The following is an 18,249-nucleotide window of genomic DNA, read 5'->3' on the forward strand; positions in this document are numbered from 1 at the left end:
CAGAGCCCTGATCAGCCCTGGGTCATAAACACCGCCCGCACATCCATCGATCTCTTCCTCGGTTGTCAAATAGCGTCCTGCCATCCTGCGCGTAACCGCTTGCGGCTACACAAGTTCCTGCTTTTTCGTCAGCCGCCGTTTTGGCGGAAGATCTAACTAATAACCTGATGGAAGTTCGGCGTCAACCCCTGCGCGATCGCCTTGCTGATCTTTTTTCGAAGATCGGGGATCGTCGGCAAGGACGCCCTCGCGCTCACACCGCTCCGTGAGCGACGGCCCGCGCAGCATTACCGCGGACCCCCAGCCAGCGCATTTCCTCAGGTTGTGGACCCGGCGGGAGCAGGAACAGCTCGGCGGGTACGCAGCAACCGCGGCGCGTGCGGCGGGTCGGGGATATAAGCACATCGGATCCCCAATGTCAACCGGGGCATTCGCTGCGCGCGAATGCCCCGGCCGGTTCCCGCTGCGCAGACGCGCCTCAGCGGCGCCGGTGCCACGGCCTAGAGATGCGCGCCATGACACTTCTTGAACTTCTTCCCCGAACCGCACGGACACACGTTGTTGCGCGGCGTCTGCTCCCACCCCGCCGGCAACGCCCCGGCCCCGGGCTCGCCCAGTGAGCGCACGCGCCCCGCACCGACCACCTGCGGCATGCCCTGCGCAACGATCCGTCCCGGCTCGTCGGCGTCCCCGCCGACGCCGCGCGGCTCCTCCACGAACTGCGCGTCCACGATCTCCAGCGACTCGTCGACCACCAGTTCATCGGCGGGCACCTCCTCCAGAATGCCCAGCGCGTTGTAGCGACGCGTCGGGCGCGCCCCCTCCTCGCGCACCACCTCCAGCATGGGCGGCGGTTCGAAGGCCTCCACCGGCGCCGGCTCGAAGATCAGCTGCGCCTTGAGGAACCGTTCCGTGAAGGTGTTCGCCAGGTCATGCATGAGATCCACGAACATGGTGTAGGCGTCCTGCTTGTACTCGACCAGCGGATCCTTCTGCCCCCACGACCGATAGTGAATGGAGGACCGGAGCTGGTCGAGGTCGTACAGGTGATCCTTCCACTTCTCGTCGATCACATTGAGGGTGACGAGCGAAAGCAGGCGATCGGCGAACCCCTGCCCGTTCTCGTCGGTCACCTGATTGAGGCTCTCGATCTTCGCCTGGAAGGCCTCGTGCACGGCCGCCACGGCCACCGCCTGCGCTTCCTCGACGGACGCGGGGGGCTCGGCGGAAAACGCGGGCACCTGCAACATGTAGTGCATCAGCAGGTCCTGCTGCACGTACTCGAAGTCCCAGTCCTCGACGCGATCGAAGGTGGCGAGGGCCTGCTCGACCCGCCGCTGCACCCCGCGCTCCAGCATCTTGAGCGCCTCGCCCTTCAACTCCTCGCCTCCCTCGAGCGCAAACGCCCGCAGCGAGTAAATGACCTCGCGCTGCTGATTCATGACGTCGTCGTACTCGAGCAGGCGCTTGCGTGACTGGAAGTTCTGCAACTCGACGCGCTTCTGCGCCTGCTCAATGGACCGCGTGATGAGCGGGTGCGTGAGCACCTCGCCGTCCTGTGCCCCCATGCGATCCATGAGCTTCGCAATGCGCTCCGAGCCGAACAGGCGCATCAGATCGTCTTCGAGCGAAAGGAAGAACTGCGAGGCCCCCGGATCTCCCTGCCGGCCCGACCGGCCGCGAAGCTGCCGGTCGATGCGCCGCGATTCGTGGCGCTCCGACCCGATGATGTGGAGGCCACCGATCTCCGAGATGTCGATCTCCTTGCCGTCGGGATCGGTGATGCGCGAAGGCTTCGCGTCTCGGATGCCCTCACCGAGTTTGATGTCGGTGCCGCGGCCGGCCATGTTCGTGGCGATGGTGATCGCCCCCGGACGCCCCGCGTCGGCCACGATCTCCGCTTCGCGCTGGTGGTACTTGGCGTTCAGCACGTTGTGCTTGAGCCCGGCCCGGGCGAAGAGCCGCGCCAGCGTTTCGGACGCCTCGACGCTGGCCGTACCCACGAGGACCGGGAACCCCAACTCGTGCAGCCGGCGTGTCTCCTCGACGATGGCATTGTACTTCTCCCGTCGCGTCTTGAAGACCAGATCCTGCCGGTCGTCGCGCTGGATGGGCCGGTTGGTCGGAATGACCGACACCTCGAGCCCGTAGATGGTATGGAACTCCGCTTCTTCCGTCTCGGCTGTCCCGGTCATGCCGGCCAGCTTCTCGTACATGCGGAAGTAGTTCTGGATGGTGATGGTGGCGAGGGTCTGGGTTTCCCCCTTCACCTGCACGCGCTCCTTGGCTTCGACCGCCTGGTGCAACCCTTCGCTCCAGCGACGTCCCGGCATGGTGCGCCCGGTGAACTCATCGACGATGAGCACCTGCCCCTCCTGCACCACGTAGTTCACGTCCTTCTCGTACAGCGCGTGAGCGCGCAGCAGCTGATGGATGATGTTCAGCCGCTCGCTCTTCGTGGCATACTCGCGCTCCACTGCCCCGCGTCGCTCGAGGCGCTCCGTGGCGCTCAGCTCGGCGTCGCGATCGATCTGGCCGATGAGCAGGGAGATGTCCGGCAGGACGAAGGTGTCCGGATGATCCGGGGAGAGCCAGTCGAGCCCCTGCTCGGTGAGGTGCACCGTGTGGCCCTTCTCATCGAGCACGAACAGGAGCTCGTCCTCGAGGTCGCGGAACGCCCGCTTCGAGACGGGGAGCTTCTTGTCGGCAATGACGTCGAGCTCGACCCGCTGCACCATCTGCTTGACCCCCTGCTCCTGCAGCACCTTCATGAGCCGCTTGTTCTTCGGGCCACCCATCTGGGCCTTGTAGAACTGCAGCGCCGCCGCCTGCGCGTCGTTGGCTTCCATGGCGCGCTCGCCGTCGGCCACGAGCTGGTTGACCATCTCGTTCTGCTTGCGCACGAGCCGCTCGACCGACGTGTTGAACTCCGCGTACTGCCCGTCGCTTTCGTTGCCCACCGGCCCCGAAATGATGAGGGGCGTGCGGGCTTCGTCGATAAGCACGGAGTCCACTTCATCGACCAGCGCGAACACGTGCGGACGCTGGACGCGCTGCTCCAGCGACACCACCATGTTGTCGCGCAGGTAGTCGAAGCCGAACTCGTTGTTGGTCCCGTACGTGATGTCGGCGCCGTACGCCGCCTTGCGCTCCCACGACCCCGGCTCCGTATCGTCGAGGCAGGCGACGGTGAGCCCGAGCCAGCCATACAGGTGCCCCATCCACTGCGAGTCGCGGCGCGCCAGATAGTTGTTGACCGTGACCAGGTGCGCGCCGCGCCCCGGCAGCGCGTTCAGGTACAGCGGCAGGGTGGCGACGAGCGTCTTCCCTTCGCCGGTGGCCATTTCCGCAATGCGCCCGAGGTGGAGCTGAATGCCACCGATGAGCTGCACGTCGTAGGGGACCATATCCCAGGTGAGGGCGTGGCCGGTGACCATGACCGTTGACCCGCGCAGCCGGCGGCAGGCCTCACGCACGGTGGCAAACGCCTCCGGGAGCAGTTCGTCCAGCGTCTCCGCGATGGTCGCCCGCAGCTCGCCCTCGGCGCCGCCGCGCCCGTCGGCCCCCTGCAGTTCGCCATCGAGGCGCTCCCGCTCGGCGGCGTCGGCCGTCTCGTGCTTCGCGGCCTTGATGGCGGCGATGCGCCCGGTGATGGGGCCGGTCCGCTCGGCAAGCACGCCGCGGAACTTCGCCGTTTGCGCCTGGATCTCGGCATCGCTCAGCGACGCCAGCCGCGCTTCGATCTGATGGATGTCGTCGAGGATCGGCTGGACACGCTTGCGTTCACGCTCGTGGCGCGTGCCGAACACCTTACTGATCAAGCCCTTCAGCATACGTCCCTCTGGACCTCATGGCGAGGACAGTGGTGCGCAGCATCCGGGCCGCCATGGCTCAGCTGTCTGCGCGATCCGCCGTCCGGGAATTCTCGTGATACAGCCCGGTGGATGCGATGTATGTCGCCACGGATTCCGGAACGAAGCCCTTGAGTGAGCGTCCATCGCGGACCCGCGCCCTGATTTCGGTTGACGACACATCCACCCGTCGCGTGCTCAGCCAGCGAACCGTCTGCGCGCCGTGAATCTCCTGCTCGAGCGGAGGGGCTCCGCCGGTGTCCCGATGCAGTACGACCAGCCGTACCATGCCGAGCAACCGTTGCGGATCCTTCCAGCGTGGCAACGTGGGGACCACGTCACTCCCGACCAGCAGGTGGAGTTGTGCAACCGGCCATCGCCGCCGCACATCCTCCACGGTGTCAACCATGTAAGATAACCCACCCCGTGCAATTTCTACGGGGTCGACCTCAACCCGCGGTACGCCGTCGAAACAGGCCCGGACCATGGCCAGTCGGTGTTCTGGCGGCGTCTGCTCGTGGCCCTTCAGCGGCTGTCTGGCCGCGGGAATGACCAGGAGGTGATCGAGCGCCAGGGCGTCCATGGCGTCCTGCGCGATGATCAGGTGGCCGATGTGCGGCGGGTCAAAGCTGCCGCCAAGAAGCCCCAGTTGCACCTGGCGTGGGGGAGGTCAGCGCCGCGCCGGCGGCGCCGGACGCGCGTAGGCGACGGGGGACGAGATGGCGCTGGGCGGAACGGCGCTCGGCTTGGCCGTATCCACGGGGGCCGCACCGCACGCGGTGCGGACTTCCGTATCCCCGGGATATGCCTTCCACATGGCGCTGCACGTTTCCGCCGCGTCTTCCTTCCAACGGATCTTCGTGTACAGCTCATGCAACCGCAGCCACGACAGCCGGGCGGCTTTCGTGGTGGGATACGTGGTGACGATGTCCTTGAGGTAGATGATCGCGCCGTCGACCACGGGGCGCACCTTGATGTAGTGCACCGCCGTCTGGTAATCCTTGAGCGCGAACCACTCCTCCAGCTGGGTGATGCGCTGCTTGGCCTCTTCGGTTTCCTTCGCGTCAGGATACGACGAGAGGAGCGCGCGCAGCACCGACGCCGCCTTCTGCCCTTGCTCAGGGTCGAGCGACGGGCGCCGCCAGATGCTCTGGTAGGCCCGCCCGGTCCCGAGCATGGCCATGGGCGCCAGCGTGTCGTCGGGAAATCCGTCCGTGACCCGCTCGAAGGCCTGCGCCGCCAGCAGGAACTCCTTCTTCCGCTCGTGCGTGAGCGCCAGGTAGAAGTACGCCGGTGCCAGCAGCGGATCGCGCGACGACAGGTCGCTGGTGAGCCGCTCGAACCCCAGCTGGGCGTTGTCCCATTTCTTCTGCTGGAACTCGAGCAGGGTGGCCTGGAACAGCGCTTCGGGTGTCGCGAAATCGCGTGGCTGAAATCCGCGCCCGCAGCTGGCCAGCGCCGTGGCAACGGCGAGCAGGACCAGCAGGCGGAATTCGACGCGATTGGGGAAATGACTCATGCGACGGAAGATACCCGGGAAGTGCGGCGCAGGTTCGTGGACGGGGGCGTTATGGCAGGGCGGCCAACGTCGAGCCGGATGCCAGCGGCACGATACGCGCCCGACCGGGGGTGAGCCCCGCGGTGACGTTGCGCGTATCCACCACGAGGGTAGCGTGATCGACGACGCGCTGGTAGTCCACGGCCTTGTGGTCGGTGACCACGACCACGGCGTCGGCCCACCGCAGCATCTCATCGCTCAGCTCGACCCCCTTCCGGCTGTGGCCCTCCTCCCGGAACTCGCTGACGAACGGGTCGTGGAACTCGACATGCGCCCCGCGTTCCTCGAGAAGCCGGATCACGTCCAACGCCGGGCTTTCTCGCACATCGTCGATATCGCGCTTGTACGCCACGCCGAGCACGAGCAGTCGGCTGCCGTGCACCGCCTTCCGCACCTCGTTGAGGGCGTCGGCCACCTTCTGCACGACCCACTCCGGCATGTGGGAATTGATCTCGCTGGCCAGGTCGATGAAGCGCGTCTTGTAGTTGAGCGTGCGCATCTTCCAGGCAAGGTAGTGCGGATCGAGGGGAATGCAGTGCCCGCCGATACCTGGCCCCGGGGTGAACTTCATGAACCCGAACGGCTTGGTGGCGGCCGCATCGATGACCTCCCAGACGTTGACGCCCAGTTTGTCACAGACAATCGCCAATTCGTTGACCATGGCGATGTTCACGGCCCGGAACGTGTTCTCGAGGAGCTTCACCAGCTCCGCCGCCTCCGGCGAACTGACCGGCACCACGGTATCGATGCAGCTCTCGTACAAGGCCGTGGCCACCTCGACGCAGGCCGGAGTGATGCCGCCGACCACCTTCGGGGTGTTGCGGGTGTGATAGGTGGGATTGCCGGGGTCGACGCGCTCGGGGCTGAAGGCCACGAAGATGTCCTGCCCGACGGTGAGCCCCTTGGCTTCGAGACGCGGCTGCAGCAGTTCGCGCGTGGTGCCGGGATAGGTGGTGCTCTCGAGCACCACGCAGAGTCCGGGGTGCGCCTGCCGGGCAATGGCATCGGCCGCACTCAACACATAGGCCATGTCCGGGTCGCGCGTCTTGGACAGCGGGGTGGGCACGGCGATGGAGATGGCGTCGCACTCGCCCAGGCGATCCTCGATGGCGGTGGCGACGAGCTTGCCACTGGCCACGGCAGCCTTCACGGCGTCGGCGGGGACATCCTGGATGTGCGACTCCCCAGCCATGAGCAGGTCGACCACCCGGGTGCTCACGTCGTAGCCGATGACCCGGAAGCCGGCGTGCACGAACTCGATGGCCAAGGGGAGTCCGACGTAGCCGAGGCCGATCACGCCGATGACGGCGGTACGGTCGGCGATCTTTGCCAGCGCCTGGTCTTTCACGGCAGTCATCTCAGTCATACGGGAATGCGACTCAGCGGCCGAAGTACGCGCGAACGGCCGCGATCACTTCGTCGAGCTGGGTCGTAGTGAGCTCGGGGTAGACGGGCAGGGACAGCACCTCGCGCGAGGCCTTCTCCGCCTCGGGGCACTGCCCTTCGCGGTAGCCGAGATAGGCGAAACAGGGCTGCAGGTGCAAGGGGAGCGGATAGTAGACGTTGGAGCCGATGCCGCGCTCCTTCAAGTGCGCCTGCACCGCCTCCCGCCGCGGCACGCGCACCGTGTACTGGTTGTAGATCGACGTATTGGCCGGATCGATCCAGGGCGTGACCAGCTCCGGCACGTCGGCAAAGGCCGCGTCGTAGTAGGCCGCGTTGCGACGTCGCGCTTCGCTCCATGCGCCGAGATGCGGCAGCTTGGCCCGCAAGACGGCAGCCTGCAGGGCGTCGAGACGACTGTTGTAGCCGACGATCTCGTGGTAGTAGGTCCGTCGGCTGCCGTGGGTGCGCAGTTTCATGAGCGCCTCGAAGAGCGCCTCGTCCTGCGTGACCATCATGCCGCCATCGCCGTACCCGCCGAGATTCTTGGAGGGGAAGAAGCTGTAGGTGCCGATGGCCGCGGCCTCCCCCGCCATGACCGTACGCCCCCCGATGCGCCGGCTGGCACCGATGGATTGCGCGGCGTCCTCGATGACGGGCCGCCCCTGGGCCGCCTCACTCACCTGTTCGATGGGGGCCATCTGGCCGAAGAGATCCACGGCGATGACCGCGCGCGTGCGCGGCGTGATGGCCGGGGTGATGGCGTCCGGGGCAATGTTGAACGAGCGCGGATCGATGTCGACGAACACCGGGCGCGCGCCCACGTTGTGAATGGCGCCACCCGTAGCGAAGAACGTGAAGGGCGTGGTCACGACCTCGTCGCCGTGCCCCACGCCCAGCGCGCGCAGCGCGAGCAGAATGGCGTCGGTCCCGTTGGCGCAGCCGACGGCGTACTTCACCTGCGAGAGCCCGGCGACGCTGCATTCGAGCTGCGCCACGGGATCGCCGAGGATGAAGGCCTGCTGGTCGACGACCTCCATGAGCGCCGCCACGACCTCGTCGCGGATGGTGGCGTGCTGCGCCTTCAGGTCCAGAAGTGGAACAGCCATGTCTCTCCTGCCGATCAGATGTTCACGCGCAGCGGAAGGGGGACATCGCGCCCCGTCTTCGCCGACTCGTAAATGCCGAGAATGAGTTCCAGCGACTTGCGTCCCGCCCGGCCGTCGGTGTCGGGCTTGGCCAGCCCGCGCAGCACCGAGACGACGTTCCGGTAGTACCCCTCGTGTCCGAAGCCGTACACGCTGGGCGGGTTGGTGTTGGCCTGCTCGACGAGCTTGTCGTCGTCGTCGTAGTCCGCGAACTGCCAGTGCTCAACCTTGTTGACGGCGGTCCCCCCGATCTTCACGGTGCCCTTCTCTCCGAGGATGGTGATGCTGCCCTCGAGGTTCTTGGGGAAGGTGAGCATGGTGACCTCGATGGTGCCAATGGCCCCGGACCGGAACTTCATGATGGCCACCCCGCTGTCCTCGGCCTCGATGCGCCGCGCGAGCGTCGCGGTCTTGGCCATGACGCTCTCGACGGGCCCCACGAGCCACTGCACGAGATCGACGTAATGCGACGCCTGGTTCATGAACGCCCCGCCGTCGAACTCCCACGTGCCACGCCACGGGGCCTGATCGTAGTACTCCTGCGGTCGTGTCCAGCGCACCGTGCAGTTGGCCATGTAGATCCGGCCGAAGCGGCCGCGATCGATGGCCCGCTTGAGCAGCACGATGGGCGGATTGAGACGGTTCTGCTTGACCACGAAGAGATGCACGCGGTGGTCATCGCAGGCCTGCACGAGTGCGTCCGCCGCCGCCAGCGAGATGGCCATGGGCTTCTCGCTGATGACATGCCGCCCGGCGCGCGCGGCGGCGATGCCATGCTGCGGGTGGAGGCCACTGGGGGTGGCGATGACGACGGCGTCGCTGGGGACGCGCGCCAGCATCGTGTCGAGGTCGGTGAACCAGGGCACACCGGCCGCATCGCCGGCCTGCGCCGCCCGCTCCGGGACGATGTCGCACACGGCGACCAGGTGCAGGTCGGGGATCTTCGCGATGGCGTCGAAGTGATTGCGACTGATGCGGCCACACCCCACGAGGGCGATGCGAATGGGCCGGTCCGCCGGAATGCTCCCATCAGTCATGCCTGCTCCTCCGTCCGCACGACGGTATCCCCGCGCCGTTCGTACACCGTTCCGGTTCCCGGACAGCGCAACCGCTCCACGCCGTGCTCGACGGAGTCGGCGCCGGGGACGCGTTCCAGTCGGAACCCCGCCTCGGACATCCACCCGATCCGTCGCGCCGGCACGCCGGCGACGAGCGCATAATCGGGCACGTCGCGATTCACCACGGCGCCGGCGCCAATGAAGGCGTAGCGGCCGATGGTATGACCACACACGATGGTGGCGTTGGCGCCGATGCTGGCTCCCCGCTTCACCAGGGTGCTCCGGTATTCGTTCTTGCGGGAGATGGCACTGCGCGGGTTGTACACGTTGGTGAAGACCATGGACGGACCGCAGAACACGTCATCCTCCAACTCCACGCCTTCGTAGACCGACACATTGTTCTGGATGCGGACGTTTTCGCCGATGCGCACCCCCTTCATGACGACGACGTTCTGCCCGAGGGAACACCGCGAACCGATCACGGCCCCGCCGTTGACGTGACAGAAGTGCCAGATGCGCGTGTGGGCGCCGATGACGGCGCCATCGTCGACATAGGCGGACGCGTGGACGAGGGCCCCCTCGCCGAGGGAGGCGCCGGCCGCCACATGCCCCACCCCGGGCTGCGCGATCATTTCCGGCACGGACGGCGCGTTCACGCGACCCCGGCGCCCTGATGCGCCGCCAGAATCTCGTGCCACTCCTGCAGCGAGCGCACCCCCGGCTCGCGCAACCGTCGGGCCGCAATGGCCTCGACGGCGGCGTTGGCGGCCGTGAGCGTGGTGGTGTACGGCACCCGATTGGCGATCGCGGCCTGGCGGAGCTTCTCGTCATCCACTTGCGCGTGCTTGCCCAACGGCGTGTTCACGAGCAGCTGGATCTCGCCGTTCAGGATGAGGTCCACGCCATGTGGCCGCCCCTCGTGCACCTTGAGCACGGCCGTGACCGGTACCCCCTGCGCCCGGAAGAACGCCGCCGTTCCGCTGGTGGCGCACACGGAGAAGCCAAGGGCATGGAAGCGCTGCGCCAGCGTGGCCGCCGTGGGCTTGTCCCCATCGTTCACGGTGAAGAACACGGCACCTTCGGACGGCAGGGCATTGTCGGCCGCGATCTGCGACTTGAGGAACGCGGTCCCGAAGTCCTCGTCGATGCCCATGACTTCGCCGGTGGAACGCATCTCCGGGCTGAGTACCGGATCGAACTCCCGGAACTTGTTGAACGGGAACACCGCTTCCTTGACGCTGATGTAGGGCGGCACGATCTCCTGCGTGAACCCGATCTCGGCCAGCGTCTCTCCCAGCATGAGGCGCGCGGCCACCGATGGCAGCGACACGCCGATGGCCTTCGACACGAACGGCGCGGTGCGTGACGCGCGCGGGTTCACCTCGATGACGTAGACCTGCCCATCCTTGTAGGCATACTGCACGTTGATGAGTCCCACCACGCCAAGCCGTCGCGCAAAGGCCATGGTGTGCGCCTTCATCTGCTCCACGGCCGCCGGCGGAATGAGATACGGGGGCAGGATGCAGGCGGAGTCGCCGGAGTGAATGCCGGCGCTCTCGATGTGCTCCATGACGGCGCCAATGACCACGTGTTCGCCGTCGGAGAGGGCGTCGACATCGGCCTCGAACGCATCCTCGAGGAAGCGATCGACGAGCACGGGGCGCTCTTCCGACACGCGTGCCGCCCGCTCGAAGTAATCGCGCAGCGACGGCTCGTCGTGCACGATCTCCATGGCGCGCCCCCCGAGCACGTAGGACGGGCGCACCAGCACGGGGAACCCGATCGTCTGCGCGATGGTGACGGCTTCCTCGACGCTGGTGGCCGTGCCATTGGCCGGCTGCTCGATACCCAGTTCCCGGGCAATTGCCTCGAACCGGCGACGGTCTTCCGCCGTGTCGATGGCATCGGGTGAGGTTCCCAGAATGCGCACGCCGGCCGCCTCGAGCGGCCGCGTGAGCTTGAGCGGCGTTTGCCCGCCAAGCTGGACGATGACCCCCTCCGGCTGTTCGCGCTCGACGATCTCGAGCACGTCTTCCAGCGTGAGCGGCTCGAAGTACAGCTTGTCGGATATGTCGAAGTCGGTGGAGACCGTTTCGGGATTCGAGTTCACCATGATGGTCTCGTATCCCTGCTGCCGCAGCGCGAGCACCGCGCGCACACAACAGTAATCGAACTCGACACCCTGCCCGATGCGATTGGGCCCCGACCCGAGGATGACCACCTTCTTGCGCCCGGCCGTCGCGGCTTCGCTTTCCTCGTCGTAGTTGCCGTACAGGTACGGGGTGCTGGACGGGAACTCGCCGGCGCAGGTGTCGATCATCTTGTACGACGGTCGCACGCCCAGCGACCAGCGCAGGGCCCGCGCCTCGAGCTCGGTCTGCGCGCGGAGCGCAGCGAGCTGCCGGTCGGAGAACCCGAGACGCTTCATGCGCCGCATGGCCTCGGCGTCCACTGCGGGCAGGGCCGCGTACGTCGCCTCGGCATCGAGCAACTCCCGCATCTGATCCAGGAACCATGGATCGATGCCCGAGATCTCGTGCAGTTCGGCGGTCTGCATGCCCAGCTGCATGGCCCGCTTGAGCTGGAAGATGCGCTCGGGAGTGGGGCGGCGCAGTGCGCCTCGCAGTTCCTCGCGGGAGCCTTCCACCAAGCGGTCGTCCTGCAGCCGCTCGCCGATGCTCCATCCCGTGCGCCCGGTTTCCAGGGCGCGCAGCGCCTTCTGGAAGGCCTCCTTGAAGGTGCGTCCGATGGCCATGGACTCGCCCACGGACTTCATCTGGGTGGTGAGCCCCGGGTCGGCCGCGGCGAACTTCTCGAAGGCGAACCGGGGGCACTTCACGATGACGTAGTCGAGCACCGGCTCGAAGCTGGCCGGCGTGGTCTTCGTGATGTCGTTGGGCACCTCATCGAGGGTGTACCCCACGGCAAGCTTGGCGCCGATGCGCGCGATGGGGAACCCGGTGGCCTTCGATGCCAGGGCGGAGGAGCGCGACACGCGCGGGTTCATCTCGATGACGATGAGCTCGCCGTCGCGCGGATTGACGGCGAACTGCACGTTGCAGCCACCCGCATCGACGCCGATCTCGCGGATGATCGCCACGGCCGCGTCGCGCATGACCTGGTACTCACGGTCGGTGAGCGTCATGGCCGGCGCCACCGTGATGGAATCGCCGGTGTGCACGCCCATGGGATCGAGGTTCTCGATGGAGCAGACGATCACCACGTTGTCCGCGCAGTCGCGCATCACCTCCAGCTCGTACTCCTTCCAGCCCAGCAGCGAGCGTTCGATGAGCACCGAGTGCACCGGCGACAGGTCGAGACCGCGCCGGACCATGGTCTCGAACTCCTCGCGGTTGTAGGCGATGCCTCCGCCGGTGCCGCCGAGGGTGAACGACGGGCGAATGATGGCGGGGAAACCGGTGTTCTCGACCGCTGCGAGCGCCTCATCGAGGCTGGTGACGGTCGTGCCGGTCGGGCACTTGAGCCCGATCTTCTCCATGGCCTCGGCGAAGAGCTTGCGGTCTTCGGCCACGCGAATCGCGCGCGCGTTGGCACCGATGAGCTCGCAGCCGTAGCGGTCGAGCACGCCGTCGTCGTACAGCTTGAGCGCCACGTTGAGGGCCGTCTGTCCGCCCATGGTGGGGAGCACCGCATCGGGGCGCTCCTTGGCGATGATCTTCTCCACGAACTCGGCGGTGACCGGCTCGATGTACGTCCGATCGGCGAACTCCGGATCGGTCATGATCGTCGCCGGATTGGAATTCACCAGAATGACTTCGTAGCCCTCCTCGCGCAGCGCCTTGGTCGCCTGCGTTCCGGAGTAGTCGAATTCAGCAGCCTGCCCGATCACGATCGGGCCAGAGCCGATCACGAGAATCCGGTGCAGGTCAGAACGTCTCGGCATGGAGGAGGTCTTCGATGATGTCGTCGAGTGAACGCTGCGCGCGCCATCCGGTGGCGCGCTGCAGCTTTCGCGGATCCCCGATCAGCACGGGGACGTCAACTGGTCGGACCAGCGCGGGGTCCTCGGTGGGAACGGCACGCGTCCCCGTGCGTGCGATCACCAGATCGAGGAGTTGCTGCACCGACCATCCGGTACCGCTGGCCACGTTGTACGCCTCGCCGGGCGTGCCCCGCTGACAGAGGGAAATATACGCAGCCACGACGTCACTTACATGCAGGAAGTCGCGAACCGGCGAGCGATTCCCCACCAGCATGGGCGTCCCTGCGGGCGCACTGGCCAACGCCCGGGCGCGCTGCACCAGCGCCGGCAGGACGAAGCGCGGGGGCTGGCCGGCCCCACTGTGATTGAAACTGCGGGCCACGACCACGGGCAGTCGGGTGGCACGCCAGACCTGGAGCGCCAGCAACTCCTGCGCTGCCTTGGTGGCCGCGTACACCGTTCGCGGCGCCTGGACCGCCTCCTCGCGCAACGGCATCACGTGTGAGTCGTGCCGGCCATACTGTTCGGCGCTTCCCACGATGAGCACCAAGGGGTCGACCCCGCTTCGCTCGCGCTGACGGTCGAGCTGGTGGAGGAGCCGCGCCGTGGCCGTCACGTTCACATCCCAGGCGGTGGCCGGATCGGCCGCGGCGGTGGGCACGTGGGAGATGGCCGCCAGATGCAGCACCGTGTTGGGCCGGGCCGCGTCGACCACGCGTCGCACGTAGTCCTCGTGGCGCAGGTCGCCCACGAACCACGTGGCCCCGTGGTCGGGCAGCGCCGCGCCGCCGCCCGTGTCGCGGGAGTCCGACGGCATCGCCAGCGCGAACACCTCGGTGCCCTGGGCCCGCAGGGCGGGCAGCAGCCATTGCCCCACGAAGCCCGCGGCGCCGGTCACGAGGACACGCCCGAGGGGCCGATCACCCGGTGGCGTCACAGTCGGCATGCGGTCACCCTGACGAGCATCCACGCGGGGGAGGGCTAGGCGTGACGGTGATAGCGCGCCAGATCGGCTTCGACCATCATCTCGACGAGCTGCCGGAACCCGACGCGCGGCGTCCATTCCAGTACGGTCTTGGCCTTGGCCGGATCGGCCACCAGCAGGTCGACCTCGGCGGGGCGGAAGAAGCGCTCGTCCTGCACGACGAACTCGCGGTAATCGAGCCCCACGGCACCGAAGGCCGCGTCGCAGAATTCACGCACGGAATAGGTGTCACCGGTGCCAATGACGAAATCATCGGGCGACTCCAGCTGCAGCATGCGCCACATGGCCTCGACGTAGTCGCCGGCGAAGCCCCAGTCGCGGCGGGCATCGAGATTGCCGAGGCGGAGTTCACGCTGCAGGCCGAGCTTGATGCGGGCCACGCCATCGGAAATCTTGCGCGTGACGAATTCGAGGCCGCGACGCGGAGACTCGTGATTGAACAGTATGCCGCTGACCGCGAAGAGATCGAAGCTTTCGCGATAGTTGACCGTGATCCAGTGGCCGTAGACCTTGGCGACGCCGTACGGGGAGCGCGGATAGAACGGCGTGCTTTCCCGCTGGGGGGTTTCCACGACCTTGCCGAACTGTTCGCTCGAGCTGGCCTGGTAGAAGCGCGCCCGGGGGGCCGCCTTGCGCAGGGCCTCGAGCATGCGGGTGACTCCGAGCGCCGTGAACTCGCCGGTGAGCACCGGTTGGTTCCACGAGGTTTGCACGAAGCTCTGCGCCGCGAGATTGTAGATCTCGTCGGGCGCGGTACTCTGGACGACGTCGGTGAGCGAGGTCTGGTCGAGGAGATCGGCCGAGACGAGCTCGATGCGATCGACGAGATGCGCGATGCGTTCGTACGGTGTGGTGGACGAGCGGCGCACGACCCCCACCACGCGATACCCCTTGTCGAGCAGCAGTTCGGCGAGGTAGGAGCCGTCCTGGCCGGTAATGCCGGTGATGAGCGCGGTCTTGGTCACGAAACGATCGGTTTCGGGTGGTGGGTGCGGGTCTCCGGTGGTGGGCTCTGCCCAACCACACCGCTGAACCCGGCAACCCCGTGCGTGGATACACAACGCGGGGAGACCCGCTGTCTGAGCGAGCTCCCCGCGACGTGACGAACGACCGGTGAATTACGCGACGGCGACCTGACCGCGCGGGGCGCGCGGCACCTTGCCAGCGGCGAGGCAGCGCGTGCAGACCTTCACCTTGATGACTTTGCCCGCGTCGAGGGTGCGCACGACCTGGAGATTGGGCTTCCAGGTGCGGCGCGTCTTGTTGTTGGCGTGCGAGACGTTGTTGCCGTAGGCAACACCCTTGCCGCAGCTGTAGCAGCGATTGCGTTGAATGGCCATGGGTGTGGTCTCAGCTGAGGATCAGTTCGATCCGCGCCATCTCCGCCCCGTCACCCTTGCGGTGCCCGGTCTTGAGAATGCGCGTGTAGCCGCCCGGGCGCGTGGCGAACGCGGGTCCGAGTTCCTGGAAGAGCTTGTCCGCGGCTTCCCGCTTCTGGACATGCTTGCCGGCGAGGCGGCGCGCATGGAGCGTGCCGGTGCGGGCCTTGGTGATGAGCTTTTCGACGAACGGGCGGAGCTCCTTGGCCTTGGCCTCGGTCGTCTCGATCGCGCCCTGCTCGATGAGCGAGGTCGCGAGATTGCGGAGCAGCGCGAGGCGCTGCTCACTGGTTCGCCGCAACTGGCGATTGGCCTTACGATGGCGCATGGGCGTTAGTCCTCGTCGTCGTCGTCATCGGGCGCATTCTCGGCGGCGCGGCTGGGCGGGGTGCCCATGTCGAGGATCCGGACACCGTCCGTGCTTTCCTCGTAGCGCATACCGAAGTTGAGCCCTTCCTTCTCGAGCAGCGCGGCGATTTCCTGCAGGGACTTCTTGCCGAAGTTCTTGACCTGAAGGATCTGCGCCTCGGTCTGGCGAACCAGATCGCCGAGCGAGCGGATGTTGGAGTTCTTGAGTGAATTGACGGAGCGCACCGACAATTCGAGGTCGTCGATGGGGGTACGGAACAGCTCGGCGAGCCGGATGGCGTCGGAGTTTGCGCCATCACCGGCGGTGCCGGGCTGCGCAGAGGCGGACGAGCCGAACCCGACAAAGTACTGGAAGTGGGTTTGGGCCAGGGCCGCTGCGTAGCTCACCGCCTCCTCGGGCGACATGGTGCCGTTGGTTTCGACGGTCAGCGTGAGCCGGTCGTAGTCGGTGCGCTGACCGACGCGGGTTTCCGCGACGGTGAAGTTGGCACGACGAACCGGGTTGTAGATGGCATCGATCCGCACGACATCGACCGGGAGGTTCTTGTCGGCCGGATGCTGGTCGCTCTCGACGTAGCCGCGTCCCTTGTTCACGTAGAGTTCGACGGTGAAGTCGCGCTCGTCGGTGATGGTGAAGAGATGATGCGACGGATCGACGACGCGGACGCCCCCCGTGGCGATGATGTCTGCCGCGGTGACGGTGCCGGGACCCGCCTTGCTGATGCGCAGCACCGCCTGCTCCACTTCGTCGGGAAGGGAGAGGGTGAGCGTCTTGAGGTTCCCGATGATCTGGTGCACGTCCTCGACGACGCCGGTGATGGTCTGGTGCTCGTGCACCACCCCGTCGATGCGGAACGCCCACACGGCCGAGCCGCGCAGCGACGACAGGAGCAGTCGGCGCATGGCGTTGCCCAGCGTGTGCCCGAAGCCGCGCTCGAGCGGCTGCAGGCGGAACTCGGCCAGATTGGGGGTGTCCTCGCGCTTGGTCGCTTCGACCAGCTGCGGACGCACCAGCCCGGAAAGATCGATGGTTGCCATGAGAGGGTCTGGATCTGGAAGTGGTCTCACCACTCGCGAGAGTGGCGACGCTCTACCCCGCCCCGAACGCGCGGTAGACTCGTGAGGGGGTTCGGGCCCCGACCAGGGCGGGCGCAGCGCGCCCGCCCTTGCAACGATTTACTTGGAGTACAGTTCGACGACGAGCTGTTCCTGCGCGGCCAGCGGGATGCTGGTGCGCGCGGGCTTCTCGAGCACGCGACCGCTGAACGACTCCTTGTCGACGGCGATCCACGAAAGCGAGCCGCCCTTCGACGCCTGCTCCATGGCACTCATGACGAGCACGAGTTCGCGCGAGGACTGCTTCACGCGCACTTCCTCACCCGGCCGCACCTGGTACGACGGGATGTCGAGGAGGCGACCCTTCACCTCGATGTGCCGGTGACGGATGAGCTGACGCGCCGCCTTGCGGCTGGGCGCGAAACCCATGCGATACACGACATTGTCCAGACGGGTCTCGAGGGCGGCCAGCAGGTTGTGACCGGTGATGCCGGCCTGCGTGGACACCCGCTCGAACGTGTTGCGGAACTGCTTCTCGGAGATGCCGTAGATGCGCTTGATCTTCTGCTTCTCGCGCAGCTGCTTGGCGAACTCCGACATCTTCTTGCGGCGAGCCGTGGCCTGACCGTGCTGACCCGGGGCGTACGGACGACGCTCCACGGGGCACTTTTCGGTGAAGCACTTGGTGCCCTTCAGGAAGAGCTTGGCGCCCTCGCGACGGCACTGACGGCAGCTGGGACCAGTATAGCGAGCCATGGATCAGACCCTCCGGCGCTTGGGGGGACGGCAGCCGTTGTGCGGGATCGGGGTGACGTCGCGAATGGACTTCACCTGGAGACCCGCAGCGGCGAGCGCCTGGATGGCCGACTCGCGGCCGGAACCGGGACCCTGCACGCGCACGTGCACCCGGCGCACCCCGGCGGTGAGCGCTTCGCGCGCGCACTGCTCGGAGGCCACGGTGGCCGCGAACGGCGTGGACTTCTTCGACCCCTTGAAGCCCGCCTTGCCGGCGGAGCCCCACGACACCGCGTTGCCATGCATGTCGGTGATCGTGATGGTCGTGTTGTTGAACGTGGCGCTGACGTGGGCGATGCCTTCCGCCTCGACGACGCGCTTGGTCTTCTTCGCGGTAGCCATGGCTTACTTGGTCACCTTCTTCTTGCCCGCGATGGCGCGGCGCGGCCCCTTCTTGGTGCGCGCGTTCGTGTGCGTGCGCTGCCCGCGCACGGGGAGGCCACGACGGTGGCGCGTGCCACGGTAGGAGCCGATATCCATCAGGCGCTTGATGTTCATCGCGACTTCGGTGCGCAGGGCACCTTCGACGCGGAAGTTGCGCTCGATTTCCTGACGGAGCTTGTTCAGGTCGGAGTCGTTCAGGTCGCGAACGCGCTGCGCGCTCGACACACCCGCGGCCTCGAGGATCTTCTGGGCGGTCTTGCGACCGATGCCGAAGATGTAGGTGAGGCCGATCTCGATCTTCTTTTCACGCGGAAGATCGACGCCAGCAATACGTGCCATG

General features: G+C 66.7%; 16 protein-coding genes. All 16 read right to left on the reverse strand.

The features are described from left to right. Positions 1–500 precede the first annotated feature (500 nt). Complete coding sequence (gene secA / locus LW840_RS10060) at positions 501–3,821, reverse strand: preprotein translocase subunit SecA (protein ID WP_291262406.1); 3,321 nt, start codon at positions 3,819–3,821, stop codon at positions 501–503. 70 nt (positions 3,822–3,891) lie between these two features. After that, complete coding sequence (gene nadD / locus LW840_RS10065; RefSeq protein WP_291266840.1) at positions 3,892–4,506, reverse strand: nicotinate (nicotinamide) nucleotide adenylyltransferase; 615 nt, start codon at positions 4,504–4,506, stop codon at positions 3,892–3,894. Positions 4,507–4,521: 15 nt separating this feature from the next. Continuing rightward, a complete protein-coding gene (bamD, locus tag LW840_RS10070) occupies positions 4,522–5,370 on the reverse strand; it encodes an outer membrane protein assembly factor BamD (RefSeq protein WP_291276930.1) in 849 nt (282 codons plus the stop codon). Between the two features lie 49 nt (positions 5,371–5,419). Beyond that, complete coding sequence (locus tag LW840_RS10075; RefSeq protein ID WP_291266838.1) at positions 5,420–6,775, reverse strand: nucleotide sugar dehydrogenase; 1,356 nt, start codon at positions 6,773–6,775, stop codon at positions 5,420–5,422. 13 nt (positions 6,776–6,788) lie between these two features. Continuing rightward, positions 6,789–7,901, reverse strand: a complete 1,113-nt coding sequence (locus LW840_RS10080; protein WP_291262410.1) for a DegT/DnrJ/EryC1/StrS family aminotransferase — start codon at positions 7,899–7,901, stop codon at positions 6,789–6,791. A 14-nt stretch (positions 7,902–7,915) separates the two neighbouring features. After that, complete coding sequence (locus tag LW840_RS10085; RefSeq protein ID WP_291266836.1) at positions 7,916–8,977, reverse strand: Gfo/Idh/MocA family oxidoreductase; 1,062 nt, start codon at positions 8,975–8,977, stop codon at positions 7,916–7,918. Then, positions 8,974–9,630: a DapH/DapD/GlmU-related protein gene (locus LW840_RS10090; RefSeq protein ID WP_343213642.1), complete on the reverse strand. Its 657-nt coding sequence runs from the start codon at positions 9,628–9,630 to the stop codon at positions 8,974–8,976. Before LW840_RS10090 ends, LW840_RS10085 begins: the two co-directional genes overlap by 4 nt. Before the next feature lie 20 nt (positions 9,631–9,650). Beyond that, positions 9,651–12,902: a carbamoyl-phosphate synthase large subunit gene (carB, locus tag LW840_RS10095; RefSeq protein ID WP_291276931.1), complete on the reverse strand. Its 3,252-nt coding sequence runs from the start codon at positions 12,900–12,902 to the stop codon at positions 9,651–9,653. Then, on the reverse strand, positions 12,886–13,887 hold the full coding sequence (locus LW840_RS10100) for a GDP-mannose 4,6-dehydratase (RefSeq protein WP_291266833.1): 1,002 nt from the start codon (positions 13,885–13,887) through the stop codon (positions 12,886–12,888). The genes carB and LW840_RS10100 overlap by 17 nt, the downstream gene beginning before the upstream one ends. 35 nt (positions 13,888–13,922) lie before the next feature. Then, complete coding sequence (gene gmd / locus LW840_RS10105) at positions 13,923–14,891, reverse strand: GDP-mannose 4,6-dehydratase (protein WP_291260396.1); 969 nt, start codon at positions 14,889–14,891, stop codon at positions 13,923–13,925. Between the two features lie 153 nt (positions 14,892–15,044). After that, the gene (gene rpmB, locus LW840_RS10110) at positions 15,045–15,266 is read right to left on the reverse strand and encodes a 50S ribosomal protein L28 (protein ID WP_291260397.1); all 222 of its coding nucleotides are present in this window, start codon (positions 15,264–15,266) and stop codon (positions 15,045–15,047) included. Between the two features lie 10 nt (positions 15,267–15,276). Continuing rightward, positions 15,277–15,633, reverse strand: a complete 357-nt coding sequence (rplQ, locus tag LW840_RS10115; protein ID WP_291260398.1) for a 50S ribosomal protein L17 — start codon at positions 15,631–15,633, stop codon at positions 15,277–15,279. 5 nt (positions 15,634–15,638) lie between these two features. After that, complete coding sequence (locus tag LW840_RS10120; RefSeq protein WP_291269994.1) at positions 15,639–16,712, reverse strand: DNA-directed RNA polymerase subunit alpha; 1,074 nt, start codon at positions 16,710–16,712, stop codon at positions 15,639–15,641. Positions 16,713–16,850: 138 nt separating this feature from the next. Beyond that, positions 16,851–17,486: a 30S ribosomal protein S4 gene (rpsD, locus tag LW840_RS10125; RefSeq protein ID WP_291262405.1), complete on the reverse strand. Its 636-nt coding sequence runs from the start codon at positions 17,484–17,486 to the stop codon at positions 16,851–16,853. Positions 17,487–17,489: 3 nt separating this feature from the next. Then, the gene (gene rpsK, locus LW840_RS10130; protein ID WP_026849821.1) at positions 17,490–17,867 is read right to left on the reverse strand and encodes a 30S ribosomal protein S11; all 378 of its coding nucleotides are present in this window, start codon (positions 17,865–17,867) and stop codon (positions 17,490–17,492) included. A gap of 3 nt (positions 17,868–17,870) precedes the next feature. Next, positions 17,871–18,248, reverse strand: coding sequence for a 30S ribosomal protein S13 (gene rpsM / locus LW840_RS10135; RefSeq protein ID WP_291262404.1), 378 nt, complete (start codon positions 18,246–18,248; stop codon positions 17,871–17,873). Position 18,249: the final 1 nt, after the last annotated feature.

The sequence above is a fragment of the Gemmatimonas sp. genome, from assembly GCF_021298855.1.
In the GTDB taxonomy this organism is placed as follows: domain Bacteria; phylum Gemmatimonadota; class Gemmatimonadetes; order Gemmatimonadales; family Gemmatimonadaceae; genus Gemmatimonas.